This window comes from Glutamicibacter creatinolyticus, from assembly GCF_006094275.1.
Lineage (GTDB): Bacteria > Actinomycetota > Actinomycetes > Actinomycetales > Micrococcaceae > Glutamicibacter > Glutamicibacter creatinolyticus.
The window spans coordinates 1,602,104-1,619,116 of sequence record NZ_CP034412.1 but is presented as its reverse complement, the minus strand read 5'-3'; the positions used below and the strand labels follow the sequence as shown (position 1 = coordinate 1,619,116).

Sequence of the window (17,013 nt, the reverse complement as noted above, 5' to 3'; positions counted from 1 at the left end):
TCGGTGTCTCCTAGGTTGGGGGTTGGCCGACTCTACTCCAGACGTTCCCCGCGAGCCAGCCGTTCATTCTCGGCTTCCTGCTCGGCAAGTTTCTTGGAGCGTTTGCGGTCGTTGAGGTAACAGATCAGGGTGGCTGCCGCGAAGGTGAGGAACAGCGGGCCGGCCAGGGCGAACATGGTGATCGCATCGCCGCCGGGGGCGGCCATCGCGGCGACCAGGGCGATCAGGAAGACGGTGATGCGCCAGTTCTTCAGGATCAGCCGGGCCGGCAGCACGCCGACCATGTTCAACCCCACCATCAGCACCGGCACCAGCATGGCCAGCCCGAAGGCCAGCAGCAGCCGGAAGATGAACGGCAGATAGTTGTCGATCGTCAGCAGCATCTCCGAGTTTTCCGGGGCCAGGCCGACGAAGAACTGCAGGGCGAAGGGCAGCACGTAATAGGCCATCGCGACCCCGCCCAAAAACAGCGGCACCGCGGCGGCGGCGAAGGAGTACCCGAGGCGGCGTTCGTTCTTCTTCAGTCCCGGGACGATGAACGCCCACAGCTGGTAGAGCCACACCGGTGAGGAGAGGACCAGGCCGATGAACAGCGAGACCTTGAGCATGATGTCGAAGGGCGACATCACCGCCGCGTAGTTCACCGAGCCGCCGGCGGCCAGGACCGGGGTGAACAGGAGGTCCAGGACCTCGTCGTAGAAGAAGAACCCGGCGACGGTGGCCAGGGCCAGCGCGATCAGCGCCTTGAACAGGCGGTTGCGTGCTTCGGCCAGGTGCTCCCGCAGCGCCATCCGGCCTTCGGGGTCCTTGGGCCGCCGTTTCTTCCGCCCGCTGGTATCTGGTTGTTTAGCCACAGAGATGAGTGTTAGGAGTTCTTCTTCTCGTCGTTCTTGGGGTCGACGAATTCGCCGTCGATGGTTTCGTTCTTGGCGTCGTCATCGTCCTTCATCTTGCGCACCTCGGACTTGAAGATCCGCAGCGACTGACCCATCGAACGGGCCATGCCCGGAAGCTTCGGGGCGCCAAAGAGCAGCAGTGCCAAGACGATGATGATGACCAGGTGCCATCCCTGTAATCCACCCATGGGATTTCCCTTCTTTTGTTGCCTTTAAGTCTACGTCAGAACAGGTGTACGTCGTACACGTTCTGGCGCTGGTTCCGGGCGTCACGGCGGGCCACCCGGGCGGCGCGGCGGGCCTCAACGCGCTCGGCCTTGCCCGTCTCCTTCAGCTGCCGGATCTGATGCGGATCCCCGTGGGTCGCATCGGTGCCGCTGGGGTAGGTGCGCGGGCGCGGGGTGTAGTCCACCACGGTGCCGGGTTGGGCCATATCGGAGGAGAGCTTGTCCGCGGCGTCGCCCAGGCTTTGCATGACGCCCATGCCGCGGCGGAAGAGGCGGAAGCCGGCCACGATGGCGGCCAGCAGCGTGGCCAGGATCAGCACGGTCCACAACAGGACCCAGAACCACCAGGGAAGCATCTATGAATCATCCTCATTCGTGTTGCGTTCGGCACCCAGCCAGGTGTTGACGTAGTCCACGGCCTCGGCGGGAGCGACCACAGCAATCCTACCCCCATGGCGGGCCACCAGCGGGGCGAGCACCGAGTAGTGTGAGAAACGCACCTTCGCCAGGTAGCCGCCGTCGATCTTCTTCGACCAGGCGTCGGGCTGGTACGCCTCGATCTGCGCCACCCGGCTCTGGTCGATGAACAGTTCCACCTGCGGATCCTGCTCGGTGGCCGCGTAGCGCAGCTGCGGCTGGCCGCTGTCCTCATGGCGCCGGCCCAGGGTGAAGTGCTCCCCGGTGGTGTTGGCCGCCAGGATCCGGTCCAGCCGGAAGGTCAGGATCTTTTTCCGGGTGCGGCACCAGGCGCGCAGGTAGCGCCGCTGCCCGTCCTCCACGAAGCGGATTGGTTCGATGTCGCGTTCATGGTGGCTGCCCGAGGAGAGCGAGTAGTAGTCGATGCGCACCACCTGGTGCTCGCGCACCGCCCGGGCCAGCAGCGCATCCGCGTCCTGCTCACGCACCTGGTTCAGCGCAAAGCCCAGCGCCCCGTTCCACCCCTCGAAGCGGGCGACCGCCTCATTGAGCTTGGCCAGTGCCGAGTCCAGGGTGGCGCGGTGCTCAAAGTTCGGGATGCTGGCCAGCGCGTTCAGCCCGCCCAGAACCGCCACCGCCTCCATGGGGGCCAGCTTCTGCGGTTCGGCCAGCAGCGCCGCGTTGGAGATGGAGACCCAGTCGGTGTCCAGGTCCCCGTCGTTGACGTTGATCAGTTCATCGTGCTGCCCGCCGGGGACCCCGCACATCATGATCAGCGCCAGCTCCTGGCGCACCTTGGCCGGGCTGAGCTCGTAGCGTTCGGCCAGTTCGGCCACCGTGGCCCCGCCCTGGGCGACCACGTACTGGATCATGTCGATGTTGCGCATCACCTGCTGGGCGGTGGTGCCGCGCCCGGTGGAGCGCCGCGGCTGGTATTTCACCTCAAGCCCGGCGTAGCGTTCGGCCACCTGGCGCTGCCTGGTCCGGGCCTGCTCCAGCAGGCTAGCCACCTGTTCGGCCAGCGCCTGCGGGCCGAGCACGCTCAGGTGCGGCCCGTAGCCGGCCAGTTCGGTGGCGAACGCCTCCTGGTCGGCGTAGGCGATCACCAGGGTGTCCCCCGGGGTGCCGGGTTCGGCTGGCGTGGTTTCCAGGGCCCGGGCACGCAGCGGCAGCGCCGCCTCGGCGTGGATGCGCACCGTGGCCAGTTCGGCGTGGTGCTGCAGGTCGAAGTCCTGCAGCACCTGGGACATGGAGAACCCCTCGGGGCGCGGATGGTAGGTGCTGCCCTTGGGCAGGGTGGAAAGGGTGAAGCTACCGGTGATGCGCGAGAGGCGGAAGACCCGGCGCTCGTTGCGGGTGTGGTCATACCCGGTGAAGTACCACTGCCCGTAGCGCTGGCCGATCCCCCACACGTCCACGGTGCGTTCGCTGTGCTGGCCGCCGGCGTCCCGGTAGGTGAAGTGCACGCTCTTGCGGTTGAACACGGCCAGCGCGCAGGCCTTGAAGTTCGGGTCGTCCATCGACAGCCGCGGCAGGTAGGAGCCCAGGTACGGGGCGATGTCCTCGGTGCTGGGCTGGGCGCCGGTGAGCCGTTCGGTGGCGCTACGGGCCAGGGCCTGCAGCTTGGAGTCCTTCCACAGCGTGGCGGCCAGGGCGATCAGCGCGCTCTCCGCGGCGCTGAAGGCGATCGGCGGCAGGTACCAGTCGGTGGTGTCGATGCGGTAGTGCAGCACCCCGTCGTAGTCCTCGGTGACCAGGCGCAGCCCGAATTCGTTGCGGATCTCGTCCTTGGCCCGTTCGATCGCCTTTTCCCGGGCCTCGGGGTTCCCGCCCGGGTTCAGGTAGTCGCCGATGCGTTCGGCGGTCCATTTGCGCTGGCTGGTGGACAGCGCGTAGATCAGGCTGGTCAGCCGTTCGGCCCTGCTGGGCCCTTCGCTCTGCTTTGTGCTCACGTGCCTACAATAGCCAATCCGGGTGGGGGTTTCGTGCAGGTTAAGCACCGCTGGCCCCGACGGATCGGGGCCAGCTGTGCGGGTGTGACCTGCGGCTACTTGATGCCCATCAGGTCCACGACGAAGATCAGTGCCTCGTTCGGGCCGATGGCCCCGGGGGCGCCGGCCGCGCCGTAGGCCAGCTCGGAGGGGATCTCCAGGCGGCGGCGTCCGCCGACCTTCATGCCCAGCAGGCCCTGGTCCCAGCCCTGGATGACCATGCCCACGCCGACCGGGAAGTCCAGGGTGGAGCCGCGGTTCCAGGAGGCGTCGAATTCCTCACCGGTGGACCAGGCCACGCCCACGTAGTGGGCCTGCACGGTGGTGCCCGGGGTGACTTCGGCACCGGTGCCCTCGATCAGGTCGGTGATGACCAGTTCGGTGGGCGCCTCGGTGCCCGGGAAATCGATTTCCGGCTTGCTGCGATCGTAGTTGCGTTCGCCAAACGACATGCGTGTCGCCTTTCTGTGGGTGATGATGGGCCGAGGTTATTCGGCGTTGGAGACCTTGGTCAATTCTACGTAGAACACCAGCGGGCCGGAGGGACCCTGGGTGGCGTTGTCGCCGTAGGCCATGTCCGAGGGGACGCTGAGCAGCAGCTTGGAGCCTTCCTTCTGTCCGCTCAGGCCCTTGGTCCAGCCGGAGATGACCTGGGAGAGGTTGAACTTGGCGGTGTCTTCGCTGTCGAAGTTGCCGTCGAACTTCTTCCCGTCGGCCCAGGTGACACCGTGGTACTTGACCTCCACGTCGGAGTTCTCGGTGGCTTGCGCGCCCTTGCCCTCCTCCAGCACGTCCACGGCCAGGCCCTGCGGGGCCTGGGTGTCCTTCGGGATGCTGATCTTCGGTTCCTTCTCGCTGGTGTCCACGCTCGGCAGCTGCTTGGCGTCCTTCAGCTCCTTGACCTTGGACTGCTCCAGCACGGTGCTTGGGTCGCTGGCCGACTCGACGTTCATCACGATGATGCGTTCGGCGCGGGCGCCGTCCTCCGGCTCGGAGACGCTGCCGTCGGACTTCGGGTTGCCCTCCACGGTGGTGTAGGCGATCCAGGAGCCGACCTTGGAACCGATCAGGGTGTCGTACAGTTCGGGCATCTGCTGCTTCATGGTGTCATCGACCTTCATCGGCACCGCTTCGCCGGTGAAGTTCTCATCGACCTTCATCCCGTCGATGTTCTTGTAGATGCCGGACTTCAGCTTGATGGTCTGGCCCTCGGAGATTTCGTTCCCCTCGCCTTCGACCAGCACCTGGGCCTCGGACTTCTCGGTCAGCAGCGGGGCGTCGATCTTCACCGACGGTTCGCTGTTGGCGTCCGCCCCGGGCTTCACCTCGATCGAGTCCAGCGAGGTGCTGGAGCCGGCACCGCAGGCGGTGAGGGCGAGCACGGAGGCGGTGACACATACTGCCAGGACTTTGCGCACAGATTCTACTTTCGTAGCAGGTTCATCGTTTGCAGCCCGCCGCAAGCCGGTGGCGCGGCGGGAGGACTTTTTCCAGATTAATGCGGGAATCTGTGAAAATTCTAATTCTCCGCTGGCTAAACCGGCGATGCGCGGCACCTAGACCGGTTGGCGCATCAGCTCGATCAGCTCATCGACCCGCGGATCTTCGGTGGCGAACGGGTCCTTGCACAGCACCACTCCCCCGGGTCCCTCCTCGTATTTCATGTGCACCCAGTCGGTGGAGTAGCGCCGGCCGGTGGCCCGGGCGGCATTGACGAACTTGGCGCGGATCGCCGCGCGGGTGGTCTGCGGCGGGTGGTTGACCGCGTGGCGGATCTGCTCGTTGGAGACCACGGTGCTGGCCATCCCGCGCTTCGCCAGCAGGTGGAACAGCCCGCGGGCCGGGTCGATGTCGTGGTAGGTCAGGTTCAGTTGGGCGATCCGGTGCGAATCCATGCCCAGGTTGTGCTTGGCCGCGTACCCGGTAAGCAGCTTGTGCTTGATCGCCCAGTCGATGTCGGTGTCGATCAGTGAGAAGTCCTGCTCCTGCACGGCGGTGAGGGTGCGTTCCCACAGTTCCATGATGCGCGGGACCAGCTCGTGGTGGGCGCCGTGGCGGTCCAGGAAGTTCTGCACGGTCTCCAGCAGCTGCCACTGGATCTGCAGGGCGGTGGGTTCGTCCCCGCCCATCAAGCGCACAACGGTCTGCCCGGTGAAGTCGTGGGAGACCTGGCGGATGGAGCGGATCGGGTTCTCCAGGCGCAGATCGTGGTAGATCTCCCCGGATTCGATCATCCGCAGCACCAGGTCGGTCGCCCCGACCTTCAGCAGCTGGGTGGTCTCGCTCATCGAGGAGTCCCCCACGATCACGTGCAGCCGGCGGTAGAGTTCGGCGTCCGCGTGCGGTTCATCGCGGGTGTTGATGATCGGCCGGGAGCGGGTGGTCGCCGAGGAGACGCCCTCCCAGACGTGGTCGGCGCGCTGGGAGAAGACGAAGCGGGTCTGCCCGTCCACCTCCACCAGGTGCCCGGCGCCGGTGAGCATCTGCCGGGTGACCAGGAACGGGATGAGCATGTCGGCCAGCCGCTTGAATTCGGTGCGCCGGGAGATCATGTAGTTCTCGTGGCAGCCGTAGGAGTTGCCGGCCGAGTCGACGTTGTTCTTGAACAGGTAGAGCTTGCCCTGGTGCCCGGCGTCGGCCAGGTCCTCCTCCGCCTGCTCGACCAGGTCCAGCAGGATCGCCTCCCCGGCCCGGTCGTGGGCGATCAGCTGGGGCAGCTGGTCGCATTCGGCGGTGGCGTACTCGGGGTGGGAGCCCACGTCCAGGTAGAGCCGGGAGCCGTTGCCCAGGAACACGTTGGAGGACCGTCCCCAGTCCACCACCGGCTTGAACAGGTGCCGGGCCGCGTCCTCCGGGGTCAGCCGCCGCCCGTCCAGCGGGACGTAGCTGAGCCCGTACTCGGTTTCGATCCCAAAGATCCTGCGGTCCACGTGCTGGTCCCTTCCGGCTGCCGGCACAGCCCTGAGTCAAAGTTGGTGGTGCGCCAGGCCACTGCCCGTCGCGGGTGAAGGCGGGCTGGGCCTACTGGCCGCCCTTTTGGACGAAGCCGCGCACGAATTCCTCGGCGTTGGTCTCCAGCACCGAGTCGATCTCGTCAAGCAGGTCATCCACCCCGGCTTCGGTGCCTTGGGTGTGGGTCAGGGCCTGCTCGACCTGCTGTTCCTGTTCCTGGCGGTTGCTGCGCGGGGAAATGCTTTCCTGGCTCATGCTTACTCCTTCTTCGTGGTGGCTGGTGGCGCCGACGGGTCGGTGGGCCGCTGACGGGACAGCCGTTCTGCTTATGAAATTGGGGCCGCACCGTGCCGGTGGGCGCTTGCTGCCATTGTCAGCCGACCGGGTGCTGCTTGGCCAGCTCGCTAAGGAACTGCGAAATCTCCAGCTCGGCCTCGAACAGCTGGCCCACCTCGGCGCGGGTGCCGCGCAGCGGCTCGGGCAGCGGGATCCGCCGCACGCGCCGGGCCCCGGGCATGGACAGGGACAGCGCATCCCAGTTGGCGGCGATCACGTGGTCCGCATAGTGCTGCAGCACCTTGCCGCGCAAGAACGCACGGGTGTCCGCCGGCGGTTCAGACACCGCCGCGGCGATCTGCTCCTGGCTGTACAGGGCCTCCATCATCCCGCGCGCGGCCAGCCGGTAGTACAGGCCCTTGTCCTTGCGCAGGTCAGCCCACTGCAGATCCATCAGCGCCACCTTCGGGTCATCCAGGCCCACCCCGTGCCGGGCGGCAAACCCGGTGATCAGCTGCTGCTTGGCCACCCAGTCCACGGTGCGTGCGGCCTTGGCCGGGTCGGTGGCCAGCACCTGCAGGGTTTCACGCCAGCGGGTGAGGATCTCGGTGGTGTGCTCATCGGTGATCCCGCGTTCGGTGCAGTACGCCTCGGCGGCGTCCAGGTAGCGCTGCTGGATCTCGATGGCGCTCAGCTGCGCACCCCCGCGCAGCCGCACGGCGGTGCGCAGCGAGGTGTCGTGGCTGATTGCCTGCAGCGCCCCCACCGGGTCGGCCAGCTCCAGATCCGGGGCCTGGCCGGCCTCGATCAGCGAGAGCACCAGGTTGGTGGTGCCCACCCGCAGCAGGGTGGAGACCTGGCCCAGGTTCGCGTCCCCGATGATCACGTGCAGCCGACGGTACTTCTCCCAGTTGGCGTGCGGTTCATCCCGGGTGTTGATGATCGGGCGGTTGATGGTGGTTTCCAGCCCCACCTCGGCCTCGAAGAAGTCCGCGCGCTGGGAGATCTGGAAGTCGGCGCCCCCACCGAGCTGGCCGCGGCCCACCCGTCCGGCGCCGCAGATGATCTGGCGGCTGGCGAAGAACGGGGTCAGACCCTCAACCAGGCGTGCGAAGTCGATTTCACGGGGCACCAGGTAGTTCTCGTGCGCCCCGTAGGAGACGGACTTGTTGTCGGTGTTGTTCTTGTACAGCAGCAGTTCCCCGCCGCCGCGCTGGGCGGCGTGGGCGGCGGCCAGGCGCACCACCTCGTCCCCGGCCTGGTCGTAGAGCACCGCGTCGCGCGGGGTGGTGACCTCCGGGCTGGAGTATTCGGGGTGGGCGTGGTCCACGTAGAGCCGGGCGCCGTTGCCCAGCACCATGTTCATCACCACGTCGGTGGACTCGGCCTCCTGGTACAGGGTGCGCCCGATGCGCGCATCCCCGCCGTCCAGGGCGATGGACTCCGCGTCCCAGACCTTGGTCTCCTCCACGGTGGGTTCCACGTCGGTCAGCTGGCTGGGGTGGGCCTGCTCGCGGCTGATGGTGTAGCCGCGCGCATCACGCAGCGGGGTTTCGTCGCTGTAGTCCCAGCGGGCGGCGCGCCGGGCCGCGTCCCCGTGGCGCACCAGCTGGGCGTAGCCGTCCACGATCTGTGCGGAGAGCACGGTGGCGTTGGCCTTGGGCATGCCCGGGCGGATGACCCCGTACTCGGTCTCCAGCCCGACCAGCCGCCGGGCGCTCACTGGGCACCCCGCGCGTCGACCAGGGAGCGGATGTGGCTGATCTTTTCCCCCTTGCGCCCGGAGATCCGGGCCCAGTCATCCGGGTTGGTGGTGTTGGGCATGTCCTCGTGTTCGGCGAACTCCTCACGCACCGCGGCCAGCAGGTACTCCATCTTCAGCCCGCGTTCCCCGGTGGTCAGCAGCGCCTTGATGGCCCGCTTCTTGGCCCGGTCCACCACGTTGCGGATCACCGCTCCGGAGGCGAAGTCCTTGAAGTACAGGATCTCGGTGTCCCCGTTGACGTAGGTGACCTCCAGGTATTGGTTGGAGGCGTCGGTGGCGAACATGTCCGCCACGGTGCCGTGGATCATCCGCTGCACGGTGGCCTGCGCGTCCCCGCCGTCGGCGGCGACCTCGGATTCGTGCAGCGGCAGGTCGGTGGTCAGGTACTTGCCGAAGATCTCCGCGGCACCCTCGGCGGTGGGGCGGCGGATCTTGATCTTCACATCCAGCCGGCCCGGGCGCAGGATCGCCGGGTCGATCATGTCCTCACGGTTTGACGCGCCGATCACGATCACATTGTCCAGCCGCTCCACGCCGTCGATCTCGGCCAGCAGCTGCGGGACAATGGTGGTCTCCACATCGGAGGACACCCCGGTGCCGCGGGTGCGGAACAGCGAGTCCATTTCGTCGAAGAAGACCACCACCGGGTCCCCGTGCAGCGCCTTTTCCCGGGCGCGGGCGAAGATCAGGCGGATGTGGCGTTCGGTTTCGCCCACGTACTTGTCCAGCAGCTCCGGGCCCTTGATGTTCAGGAAGTAGCTGCGGGCCTCGGTGCGCCCGGACTTCGCGGCGGCGCGGGCGGCCAGCGAGTGGGCGACCGCCTTGGCGATCAGGGTCTTGCCGCACCCGGGAGGCCCGTAGAGCAGGATGCCCTTCGGGGCGCTCAGCCCGTGTTCGCGGTACAGCTCCGGATGACTGAAGGGCAGCTCCACCGCGTCCTGGATCGCCTCGATCTGGTTGCTCAGCCCGCCGATGTCGGAGTAGGAGATGTCCGGGACTTCCTCCAGCACCAGGGACTGCATGTCGGTCAGCTGTACCCGGCTCATGGCCAGCCCGGTGCGCGGGTCCAGGGTGAGCTGGTCCCCCACCCGCAGGTGTTCCTGGCGCAGCGGCTGGGCCAGTTCCACCACCCGCTGGTCATCGGCGCGGGCCATCACCACGACCTGGTGGTGCTCCAGGATTTCCTTGATGGTCACCAGTTCACCGGTGTGCTCGTAGCCCAGGGCGGCGACGATCACCATCGCCTCGTTCAGCAGCACCTGCTGGCCCACGTGCAGTTTCTCGAAGTCCAGCAGCGGGCTGATGCCCACCCGCAGGCGCCGCCCGCCCTGGGAAATGTCCGCGGACTGCACGGCGGTGGATTCGATCCCGGTGCCCGCCTCGGGGTGCTGGCGCGGGTGCTTGGCCAGGATGGTGCCGTGGCTGAAGGGGGTGTCCCCGTCCTTTTCCAGGGCCGACTTCAGATCCACGATCTGTTCGCGGGTGCGTTCGAGCATGGCCACCAGGCGCTGATTGTTGCCGCTGAGCGTGGCCAGCTGCCGGTCCAGGTTGCGGTTCTTGTCCCGCAACACGTTGACCTGGCGTTCGGTCATGGACAGTCGTTCGGTCAGTTCCTGGTCATTGTGCTCGGACACTTGATCCCTCCCACGGCATCGGCAACGGTCAGCTGGCCCATTAATGGGTTTCCCGTCTTAGGTCATCCTACGGAGCAAGTACGCCGCACCGTAATCCGATGAGCGAATGTTGCCCACATACTGGAATCTACTCCTGTTCACGCACCCGTGCAGGGCGAGTTGCATCACGTGCGGCCCGGCGCAGCTTCTTGTCCGAGACCCCGCGCTCCCCCAGGGCTTCGGGCGTCCATTCGGATTCGTCGTGGTCCCTGGTCCAGGCCGAGACGTCCTCGGCGGCGAAGTTGTGCTCCTTCACGCGCTTGGCCTTCGGGATGCCCTGGGAGTCATCGGCCAGTCGGCGGGCGGTGATCAGAAACGCGGTGTGCGCCACCATCCGGTGGTCCGGGCGCACCGCCAGCCCGTCCACGTGCCAGCCGCGCACCAGGGTTTCAAAGCATTCGGGTTCGGTGAACTGCCCGGAGGCGCGGATCGCCTCGACCACCCGGGACATCTGGGTCACGGTGGCCACGTAGTTGGTCCACACCCCGCCGGGGGCCAGCACGGTGGCGACCGCGTCCAGGCATTCCCAGGGGCTGAGCATGTCCAGCACCACCCGGTCCACGCTGCCCGGCTCCTCCAGTTCGACCACCTTGTCCTGGAAGTCCCCGATGGAGATCTGCCAGGCCGGGTGCTCGCCGCCAAAGACGGTGTCCACGTTCCCGCGGGCAATCTCGGCGAACTCCTCCCGGCGTTCGAAGGAGTGCAGGAACCCGGTGTCCCCGATGGCGCGCAGCAGCGAGATCGACAGGGCCCCGGAACCCACCCCGGCCTCCACCACGCGGGCTCCGGGGAAGATGTCCCCGAACTGCACGATCTGCGCGGCGTCCTTCGGGTAGATCACCGCCGCCCCGCGCGGCATGGACAGCACGTAGTCCTTCGCCAGCGGGCGCAGCAGCTGGTAGCGGTAGCCCTCCACGTTCTCGATGACCGAACCGTCGGGCAGCCCGATGATCGCATCGTGTTCCAGGATGCCCTTGTGCGAGTGGAACTGCCCGCCGGCCTCCAGGGTGATGGTGTTGATGCGGCGCTTCTCATCGGTCAGCTGCACCCGGTCCCCGACCCGAAACGGTCCGCGGCGGGCGGCGGCCCCGTGGGGCATGCTGGCTTGGTTCTGGCTCACGAAATTGGCTTCCTTCTGGCTGATGCTGTCTACAGTATTGGTGTGCCCGGTGTGCGGGCGAAAAATTGCGGGTGGGCGGGTCAGCGCACGTTCAGGGCGCGCAGGATCTGTTCCTGGTGCAGCACCCCCACGATGTACCCTTCCTCGCTGATCACCGCGTATTCGGCGGTTTCCACGGTGGCCAGGTAGTGGATCAGGGTGTCCCCGTCCGAGTACTGGGCGATCACCGCCCCCTGCCCTAGTGCCCGGCTGACCGCGGTGGCCGGGGTGGTGGGCCCGGCGTGTTCGGGCACCGCGCTCAGTGCGCCCTCGTCGACGACCGCGATCGGCATCCCGTGCGGGTCCACCAGCACGATCTGTCCGCCGCGGGCGGCCAGGCGCCGGCGCACGTCGGCGACGTTCACGGTGCTGAGCATCCCGCTGGCCGGGCTCATCAGGTTCCCGGCCTTCACCCCGGGCAGGCGCAGGCGCAGCTTGGCGTGGGCGATCAGCGCGCTGGTGGCCTGCCACATGAACAGCGCCACCATCACCCCGATCACCAGGGTGGTGGTCTCCAGCGCCCGGCCCATGACCAGCGGGATGACGGCGAACCACAGCACGATGCCCACGGCGATCGCCCGGCCCACCCAGGCCGCCACGATGGTGCCGCGGTCCTGGCTGCCGGTGGCCTTCCACACGGCCGATTCGACCAGCCGCCCGCCGTCCAGCGGCAGGCCCGGCAGGATGTTGAAGATGCCCAGCAGCAGGTTCGCGTAGATCACGAAGTTCAGGATCGCCCCGATCATGAACGTCGGTTCGAAGATGGTGGCCGCGACCCAGCCGATCCCGGCGATCACGAAGTTGCTCACCGGCCCGGCCAGCGCCACCAGCAGGGAAGCGCCCGGGGTGGCCTGGAAGGAGCCGAACTGGGTGTGCCCGCCCCACAGGGTCAGCACGATGTGGGAGTTGGGCCATTTGAAGTAGCGGGCCACCATGGCGTGGGCCAGCTCATGGATCAGCACGGCCAGGGCGATCATCAGCGAGCAGATGAACCCCAGCAGGTAGGCGGTGGTGGCCGGGATCCAGGCGGTGCGCTGCAGCTGCATGCCGAAGATCACCGTGATCACCACGGTGATGAAGAACCAGGAGTAGGCAAGGTAGACCGGGACCCCGGCGATCCTGCCCAGCCGGAGCCCGGGCGATTTCTCGTTCAGTTCGCTCACGCGTTGATCTGCTCCAACCAGGTGTTCAGTTGTTCAATGGACAGCTGCCGCAGCGATTCGCTGCGCCGCCACGGCCCCTGGCCGGGGTCGGTGGCGTTGGGGACCAGCACCGCGAACAGCCCGGCGGCGCTGGCCGCGGTGATGCCCGGCAGTGAATCCTCCAGGCCCACGCACTGGGCCGGGTCCAGGGAAGTCTCGAATTTCTCGCCCAGCAGCTGCAGCCCGCGCAGGTACGGTTCCGGGTCCGGCTTGCCGTGCTCCACCTCGTCCCCGGTGACGGTCACGTCGAAGTACGCTTCGGGCAGCTGGGTGAGGAAGTCCTGCACGATGCTGCGTTCGCTCATGGTCACCAGCGCCTGCGGGATCCCGGCGGCGGAGAACTGCTGGAGCAGCTCCAGCGCCCCGGGACGCCAGATCAGTTCGCGGCGCAGCCCGCTGATCACCTCGGCGGAGAGCTCGTCAATGATCTGCCGCACGCCCAGCTGGACCCCGGCCTGCTGCAGCACCCGGGCGGCGGTGGGCAGGGCGGCGCCGACCAGCGCCTCGGACTGGGCCTGGCTCCAGGTCCCGCCGTGGGCCAGCACCAGGCGCCGTTCGGCGGCCATCCAGTACGGCTCGGTGTCGATCACCGTGCCGTCCATGTCCCACAGCACCGCCTGGATGCGGTGGTCGCGGCGCGGGAGCGGGGCGTGCTCGTTGTGGCTAGGCATGTCTTGATTCTACGTGAACCGGGCCGGATCCCGGCCCGCCCCGACCGGCGAACGCCCAGGTGCGCGGCGCGACGGGCGAGCAAGATCACCCGGCCCGGCGGCTTCGGCCCCCGGACGCCGAACCGGCGTTGCAGCGTTGCCCTGCACGGTGCCGGGGTGGAAGACTCGGCAGTACCCGCTGCGGACAACGGCAGGCGGGTGGCGAAGGACGCCGACCGGCCGGCAAAGCGGGCCGGAGCACAGGCAGGGAGCGCAGATGAGCACGCAGAATCCACGTCCAACGTTGACCGGCTTCGCCGCGCGCGGCGGCCAGCAGGGACGCAACAGCGTGCTGGTGTGCGCGTTCGAGGGCTGGAACGATGCCGGAAGCGCCGCCAGCGACGCGGTGCGCCTGATCCTGAACACGGCCGAACCCGAATACCTGGGCACCGTGGGCGAGGACGAGTACTACGACTACCAGTTCACCCGCCCGGAGGTGAGCCGCGAGGGCGGGGTGCGCAGCATCCAGTGGCCGCAAACCGATGTGTACCGCATCGAACTGCCCCAGGCCCCGGCGGACCTGCTGGTGGCGCTCGGGGTGGAACCGACCTACCGCTGGCAGGCGTTCTGCCGGGAACTGCATCAGCTCACCTCCCCGCACCGGGTGGCGGCCTGCCTGAGCGTCGGCTCGCTGCTGGCCGATGTGCCGCACACCCGTCCGGTGCCGGTGCTGGTGAACTCCGATGACCCGCTGCTGCAGGAGCACCTGTCGATCGGGGCGTCGAAGTATGAGGGGCCCACCGGCATCCCGGCGGTGCTGGGAATGATCTTTGAACGGCTGGGCACCCCGAGCCTGTCGGTGTGGGCGCAGCAGCCGCACTACGTGGCCCAGGCGCCCAGCCCGAAGGTGCAGCTGGCCCTGGTGGAGGTGCTCGAGGAGCTGCTGGCCACCCATTTCCCCGCCGACCAGCTGCGCGATGACGCACTAGCCTGGCAGCGTGGGGTCGATGAGCTGGCCTCCGCGGATCCGGAGGTCGCCACCTATGTGCAGCAACTGGAACGGGCGACCGATGCCAGCGAGCTTCCGGAAGCCAGCGGGGAATCGATCGCCCGTGAGTTTGAGCGCTACCTCAAACGGCGGGACCGCGGCTACGGCGGCAGCGGCCCCGACTTTGAGATCTAGCGGCAGCCCAGGGCCTCGGCCCTAGAGCTTGAGCCCCAAGAGGGAATCCAGTCCGCGGCGGATCACTTCCGAGCCCTCCCCGGAGCCCTCGGCGCCGGCCTCGGCCCACTGGTCGATTGCCTGCAGGGCGGCCGGCGAGTTCAGGTCATCGGCCATCCGGGAGCGGATCCGGGTCATCAGCGCGGTCGCCTCGGCCAGTCCGGCCCCTTCGATCCGGGAGCGCCAACGCTGCACCCGGGCCTGGGCCTGCTGGAGCAGTTCGTCGGTCCAGAACCAGTCGGTGCGGTAGTGCTGGCCCAGCAGCACGGTGCGGATTGCCACCGGTTCCACCCCGGCCTCGCGCAGCTTGGAGACCAGCACCAGGTTGCCCAGGGACTTGCTCATCTTTTGCCCGTCCAGGCCCACCATGCCGGTGTGCACGTACAGTTCGGCCAGCGGCTTGCCGTCGGCGGCCGAGGCGTGGGCGGCGGAGAATTCGTGGTGCGGGAAGATCAGGTCGCTGCCCCCGCCCTGCACGGTGAACGGGGCCGGCAGTGTGGAGCGGGCAATGATCGAACACTCAATGTGCCAGCCCGGGCGGCCGGCGCCCAGGGTGCCCCCGTCCCAGGAAGGCTCCCCCTCACGGGCGGCACGCCACAGCAGCGGGTCCAGCGGATCGCGCTTGCCTTCACGCTGCGGGTCCCCGCCGCGTTCGGCCGAGAGCTGCTCCATCAGTTCGCGCCCGTAGCCGCTGACGGTGCCCAGCTGCCAGGCCTCGTTCTGGGCGGCGAGGGTGTCGAAGTAGACATCCCCCTCCACCCCGTCCGCCCCGGCCGGGACCCGGTAGGCCAGGCCCTTGTCCAGGAAGTCCTCAATGTACGGGATCAGCAGGTCAATGGTTTCCACCGCGCCCAGATAGTGGTCCGGCGCGATCACGTTCAGCGCCTCCATGTCGGCGCGGAACAGGTCGGTCTGCTCCTGCGCCAGCTGGCGCCAGTCCAGCCCGCGCTGGGCGGCGCGCTCGAGCAGCGGGTCATCCACGTCGGTGACGTTCTGCGTGTAGGTGACCTTGCGCCCGTTATCCAGCCAGGTGCGGTGCAGCAGATCGAAGGTCACGTAGGTGGCGGCGTGCCCCATGTGGGTGGCGTCATAGGGGGTGATCCCGCAGACGTACATGCTGGCCGGGGCGTTGGCCTTCTCGGCCGGGGCGGTGGGACGCTGTTTGCCGGTGGCGGTGTCGAAGAGCTCCAGGATCGGGGCGCTGCCCACCAGGTGCGGTACTTCCGGGCTGGTCCAAGCGTGCACGCAGGGGTGTCCTTTCAAACGGCGCAAAAGTGCGCGATCAGCGGTGATGCCCCGGCCCCGCGCCAACTGCCGGGCCGGGCATCACCAAAGTTTCTCTATAAGTGCCAAGTCACCATCTGGTTCAGATATTCCCGGCCCCGGCCAAATAATTGACCGGGGCCGGGAAGAGGGCACGAGCGGGCTCCGGCTAGGCGCTGATCAGCCCCATGCCCAGCAGGATGAACAGGGCCAGGCCCAGGGCGATGCGGTACCAGACGAAGACCATGTAGGAGTGGGTGGAGACGAACTTCAGGAACCAGCCCACGATGACGAAGCCGACCACGAACGCGATCAGGGTCGCCAGCCCGGTCTCGGCCATGGAGTAGACCATCGGCTCGGAGAAGGACTTGAACAGCTTGTACAGCCCGGAGAGGTAGACGGCCGGGATGGCCAGCAGGAAGGAGTAGCGGGCGGCGGCCTCGCGGGTGTAGCCCATCAGCAGGCCGGCGGTGATGGTGCCGCCGGAGCGCGAGACGCCGGGGATCAGGGCCATCGCCTGGGCGAAGCCGTAGAGGATGCCGTGCTTGAAGGTCAGCTGCTCCAGCGGGCGGACCTGCTTGCCGTAGTGGTCGGCGGCGGCCAGGAACAGGCCAAAGACCACCAGCATGGTGGCCACGATCCACAGCGAACGGAAGTTCGTGTCAATGTAGTCCTCCAGCAGCAGGCCCAGCACGCCGATCGGGATCGAGCCGAGGATGATCAGCCAGCCCATCTTCGCGTCCGGATCCGAATGCGGGATCTTGCCAACCAGCGCCTTGCACCAGGCGCCGATGATGCGCACAATGTCACGCCAGAAGAACGCGATGACCGCGGTCTCGGTGCCCAGCTGGGTGATGGCGGTAAACGCCGCCCCCGGGTCCTGCGCGTTGGGCAGGAATTCTCCCACGATGCGCAGGTGGGCCGATGAGGAGATGGGCAGGAACTCGGTAAGTCCCTGGATCAGACCCAGGAACGCTGCTTCAAACCAATTCACCCCTCGACACTACTTCAAGTCCCAGGCCAAACCCCTGCCTAAAACACCGGGGTCCCCAAAAATCCGCCCGTGGTCGTAGTCACGACTCGTCATTGGGTATCGTAAACGGCAACAACTCGCCATACTTGTCGTACAAAGCATCGTCGTACGCCTCGAAGGCATCGGCCAACGCACCAAAGGCGGCGTCCACCGTCGCGTCGGTGGCGCCGCGGCTGGTGGAGATGACCTCCAGGTGGTTTTCCAGGCGGGCGATGAAGACCTGCAAGGCATAGTTGGGATCGACGCTCATGGCACACACGCTACAGCCGAATAGACCGGCACGGTAG

General features: G+C 67.4%; 17 protein-coding genes. 1 reads left to right on the top strand and 16 read right to left on the bottom strand.

Features of this window, described 5'->3' with window-relative positions:
• Window positions 1-32: 32 nt before the first annotated feature.
• The 13 genes from tatC to GcLGCM259_RS07315 form a co-directional block, all read right to left on the bottom strand.
• Window positions 33-791 carry a twin-arginine translocase subunit TatC gene (gene tatC, locus GcLGCM259_RS07375; protein WP_054821779.1) on the bottom strand — a complete coding sequence of 253 codons (759 nt, stop codon included), beginning with the start codon at window positions 789-791 and terminating at the stop codon, window positions 33-35.
• A gap of 74 nt (window positions 792-865) precedes the next feature.
• Complete coding sequence (gene tatA / locus GcLGCM259_RS07370; RefSeq protein ID WP_054821780.1) at window positions 866-1,084, bottom strand: Sec-independent protein translocase subunit TatA; 219 nt, start codon at window positions 1,082-1,084, stop codon at window positions 866-868.
• Between the two features lie 35 nt (window positions 1,085-1,119).
• Window positions 1,120-1,479, bottom strand: coding sequence for a hypothetical protein (locus tag GcLGCM259_RS07365; protein ID WP_138926208.1), 360 nt, complete (start codon window positions 1,477-1,479; stop codon window positions 1,120-1,122).
• Window positions 1,480-3,492 carry a helix-turn-helix transcriptional regulator gene (locus GcLGCM259_RS07360; RefSeq protein WP_138926207.1) on the bottom strand — a complete coding sequence of 671 codons (2,013 nt, stop codon included), beginning with the start codon at window positions 3,490-3,492 and terminating at the stop codon, window positions 1,480-1,482. It lies immediately after the preceding gene.
• Between the two features lie 95 nt (window positions 3,493-3,587).
• A complete protein-coding gene (locus GcLGCM259_RS07355; RefSeq protein WP_138173973.1) occupies window positions 3,588-3,983 on the bottom strand; it encodes an FKBP-type peptidyl-prolyl cis-trans isomerase in 396 nt (131 codons plus the stop codon).
• 36 nt (window positions 3,984-4,019) lie between these two features.
• Window positions 4,020-4,949 (bottom strand): FKBP-type peptidyl-prolyl cis-trans isomerase, encoded by a 930-nt coding sequence (locus GcLGCM259_RS07350; protein ID WP_138926206.1) that lies wholly within the window; start codon window positions 4,947-4,949, stop codon window positions 4,020-4,022.
• A gap of 138 nt (window positions 4,950-5,087) precedes the next feature.
• On the bottom strand, window positions 5,088-6,461 hold the full coding sequence (pafA, locus tag GcLGCM259_RS07345; RefSeq protein WP_138926205.1) for a Pup--protein ligase: 1,374 nt from the start codon (window positions 6,459-6,461) through the stop codon (window positions 5,088-5,090).
• A 91-nt stretch (window positions 6,462-6,552) separates the two neighbouring features.
• Window positions 6,553-6,738 carry a ubiquitin-like protein Pup gene (locus tag GcLGCM259_RS07340; RefSeq protein WP_138173967.1) on the bottom strand — a complete coding sequence of 62 codons (186 nt, stop codon included), beginning with the start codon at window positions 6,736-6,738 and terminating at the stop codon, window positions 6,553-6,555.
• Between the two features lie 118 nt (window positions 6,739-6,856).
• Window positions 6,857-8,425, bottom strand: a complete 1,569-nt coding sequence (gene dop, locus GcLGCM259_RS07335) for a depupylase/deamidase Dop (RefSeq protein WP_425459802.1) — start codon at window positions 8,423-8,425, stop codon at window positions 6,857-6,859.
• A 53-nt stretch (window positions 8,426-8,478) separates the two neighbouring features.
• Entirely contained in the window at window positions 8,479-10,158 is a 1,680-nt protein-coding gene (gene arc / locus GcLGCM259_RS07330; protein ID WP_421015501.1) for a proteasome ATPase, read from the bottom strand.
• Between the two features lie 127 nt (window positions 10,159-10,285).
• Complete coding sequence (locus tag GcLGCM259_RS07325) at window positions 10,286-11,296, bottom strand: tRNA (adenine-N1)-methyltransferase (RefSeq protein WP_138174265.1); 1,011 nt, start codon at window positions 11,294-11,296, stop codon at window positions 10,286-10,288.
• 101 nt (window positions 11,297-11,397) lie between these two features.
• Window positions 11,398-12,519 (bottom strand): site-2 protease family protein, encoded by a 1,122-nt coding sequence (locus GcLGCM259_RS07320; protein ID WP_246049826.1) that lies wholly within the window; start codon window positions 12,517-12,519, stop codon window positions 11,398-11,400.
• Window positions 12,516-13,229 carry an HAD family hydrolase gene (locus GcLGCM259_RS07315; RefSeq protein ID WP_138926203.1) on the bottom strand — a complete coding sequence of 238 codons (714 nt, stop codon included), beginning with the start codon at window positions 13,227-13,229 and terminating at the stop codon, window positions 12,516-12,518. The genes GcLGCM259_RS07320 and GcLGCM259_RS07315 overlap by 4 nt, the downstream gene beginning before the upstream one ends.
• Before the next feature lie 256 nt (window positions 13,230-13,485).
• On the opposite strand from GcLGCM259_RS07315, the gene GcLGCM259_RS07310 reads away from it, so the two are divergent.
• A complete protein-coding gene (locus tag GcLGCM259_RS07310) occupies window positions 13,486-14,391 on the top strand; it encodes a proteasome assembly chaperone family protein (RefSeq protein ID WP_138926202.1) in 906 nt (301 codons plus the stop codon).
• A 21-nt stretch (window positions 14,392-14,412) separates the two neighbouring features.
• On the opposite strand, the gene mshC is transcribed toward GcLGCM259_RS07310, so the two are convergent.
• The 3 genes from mshC to GcLGCM259_RS07295 form a co-directional block, all read right to left on the bottom strand.
• Window positions 14,413-15,675, bottom strand: coding sequence for a cysteine--1-D-myo-inosityl 2-amino-2-deoxy-alpha-D-glucopyranoside ligase (mshC, locus tag GcLGCM259_RS07305; protein ID WP_138926201.1), 1,263 nt, complete (start codon window positions 15,673-15,675; stop codon window positions 14,413-14,415).
• 187 nt (window positions 15,676-15,862) lie between these two features.
• Window positions 15,863-16,687, bottom strand: coding sequence for an undecaprenyl-diphosphate phosphatase (locus GcLGCM259_RS07300; protein ID WP_138926200.1), 825 nt, complete (start codon window positions 16,685-16,687; stop codon window positions 15,863-15,865).
• A 79-nt stretch (window positions 16,688-16,766) separates the two neighbouring features.
• Window positions 16,767-16,976 (bottom strand): hypothetical protein, encoded by a 210-nt coding sequence (locus GcLGCM259_RS07295; protein WP_054821622.1) that lies wholly within the window; start codon window positions 16,974-16,976, stop codon window positions 16,767-16,769.
• Window positions 16,977-17,013: the final 37 nt, after the last annotated feature.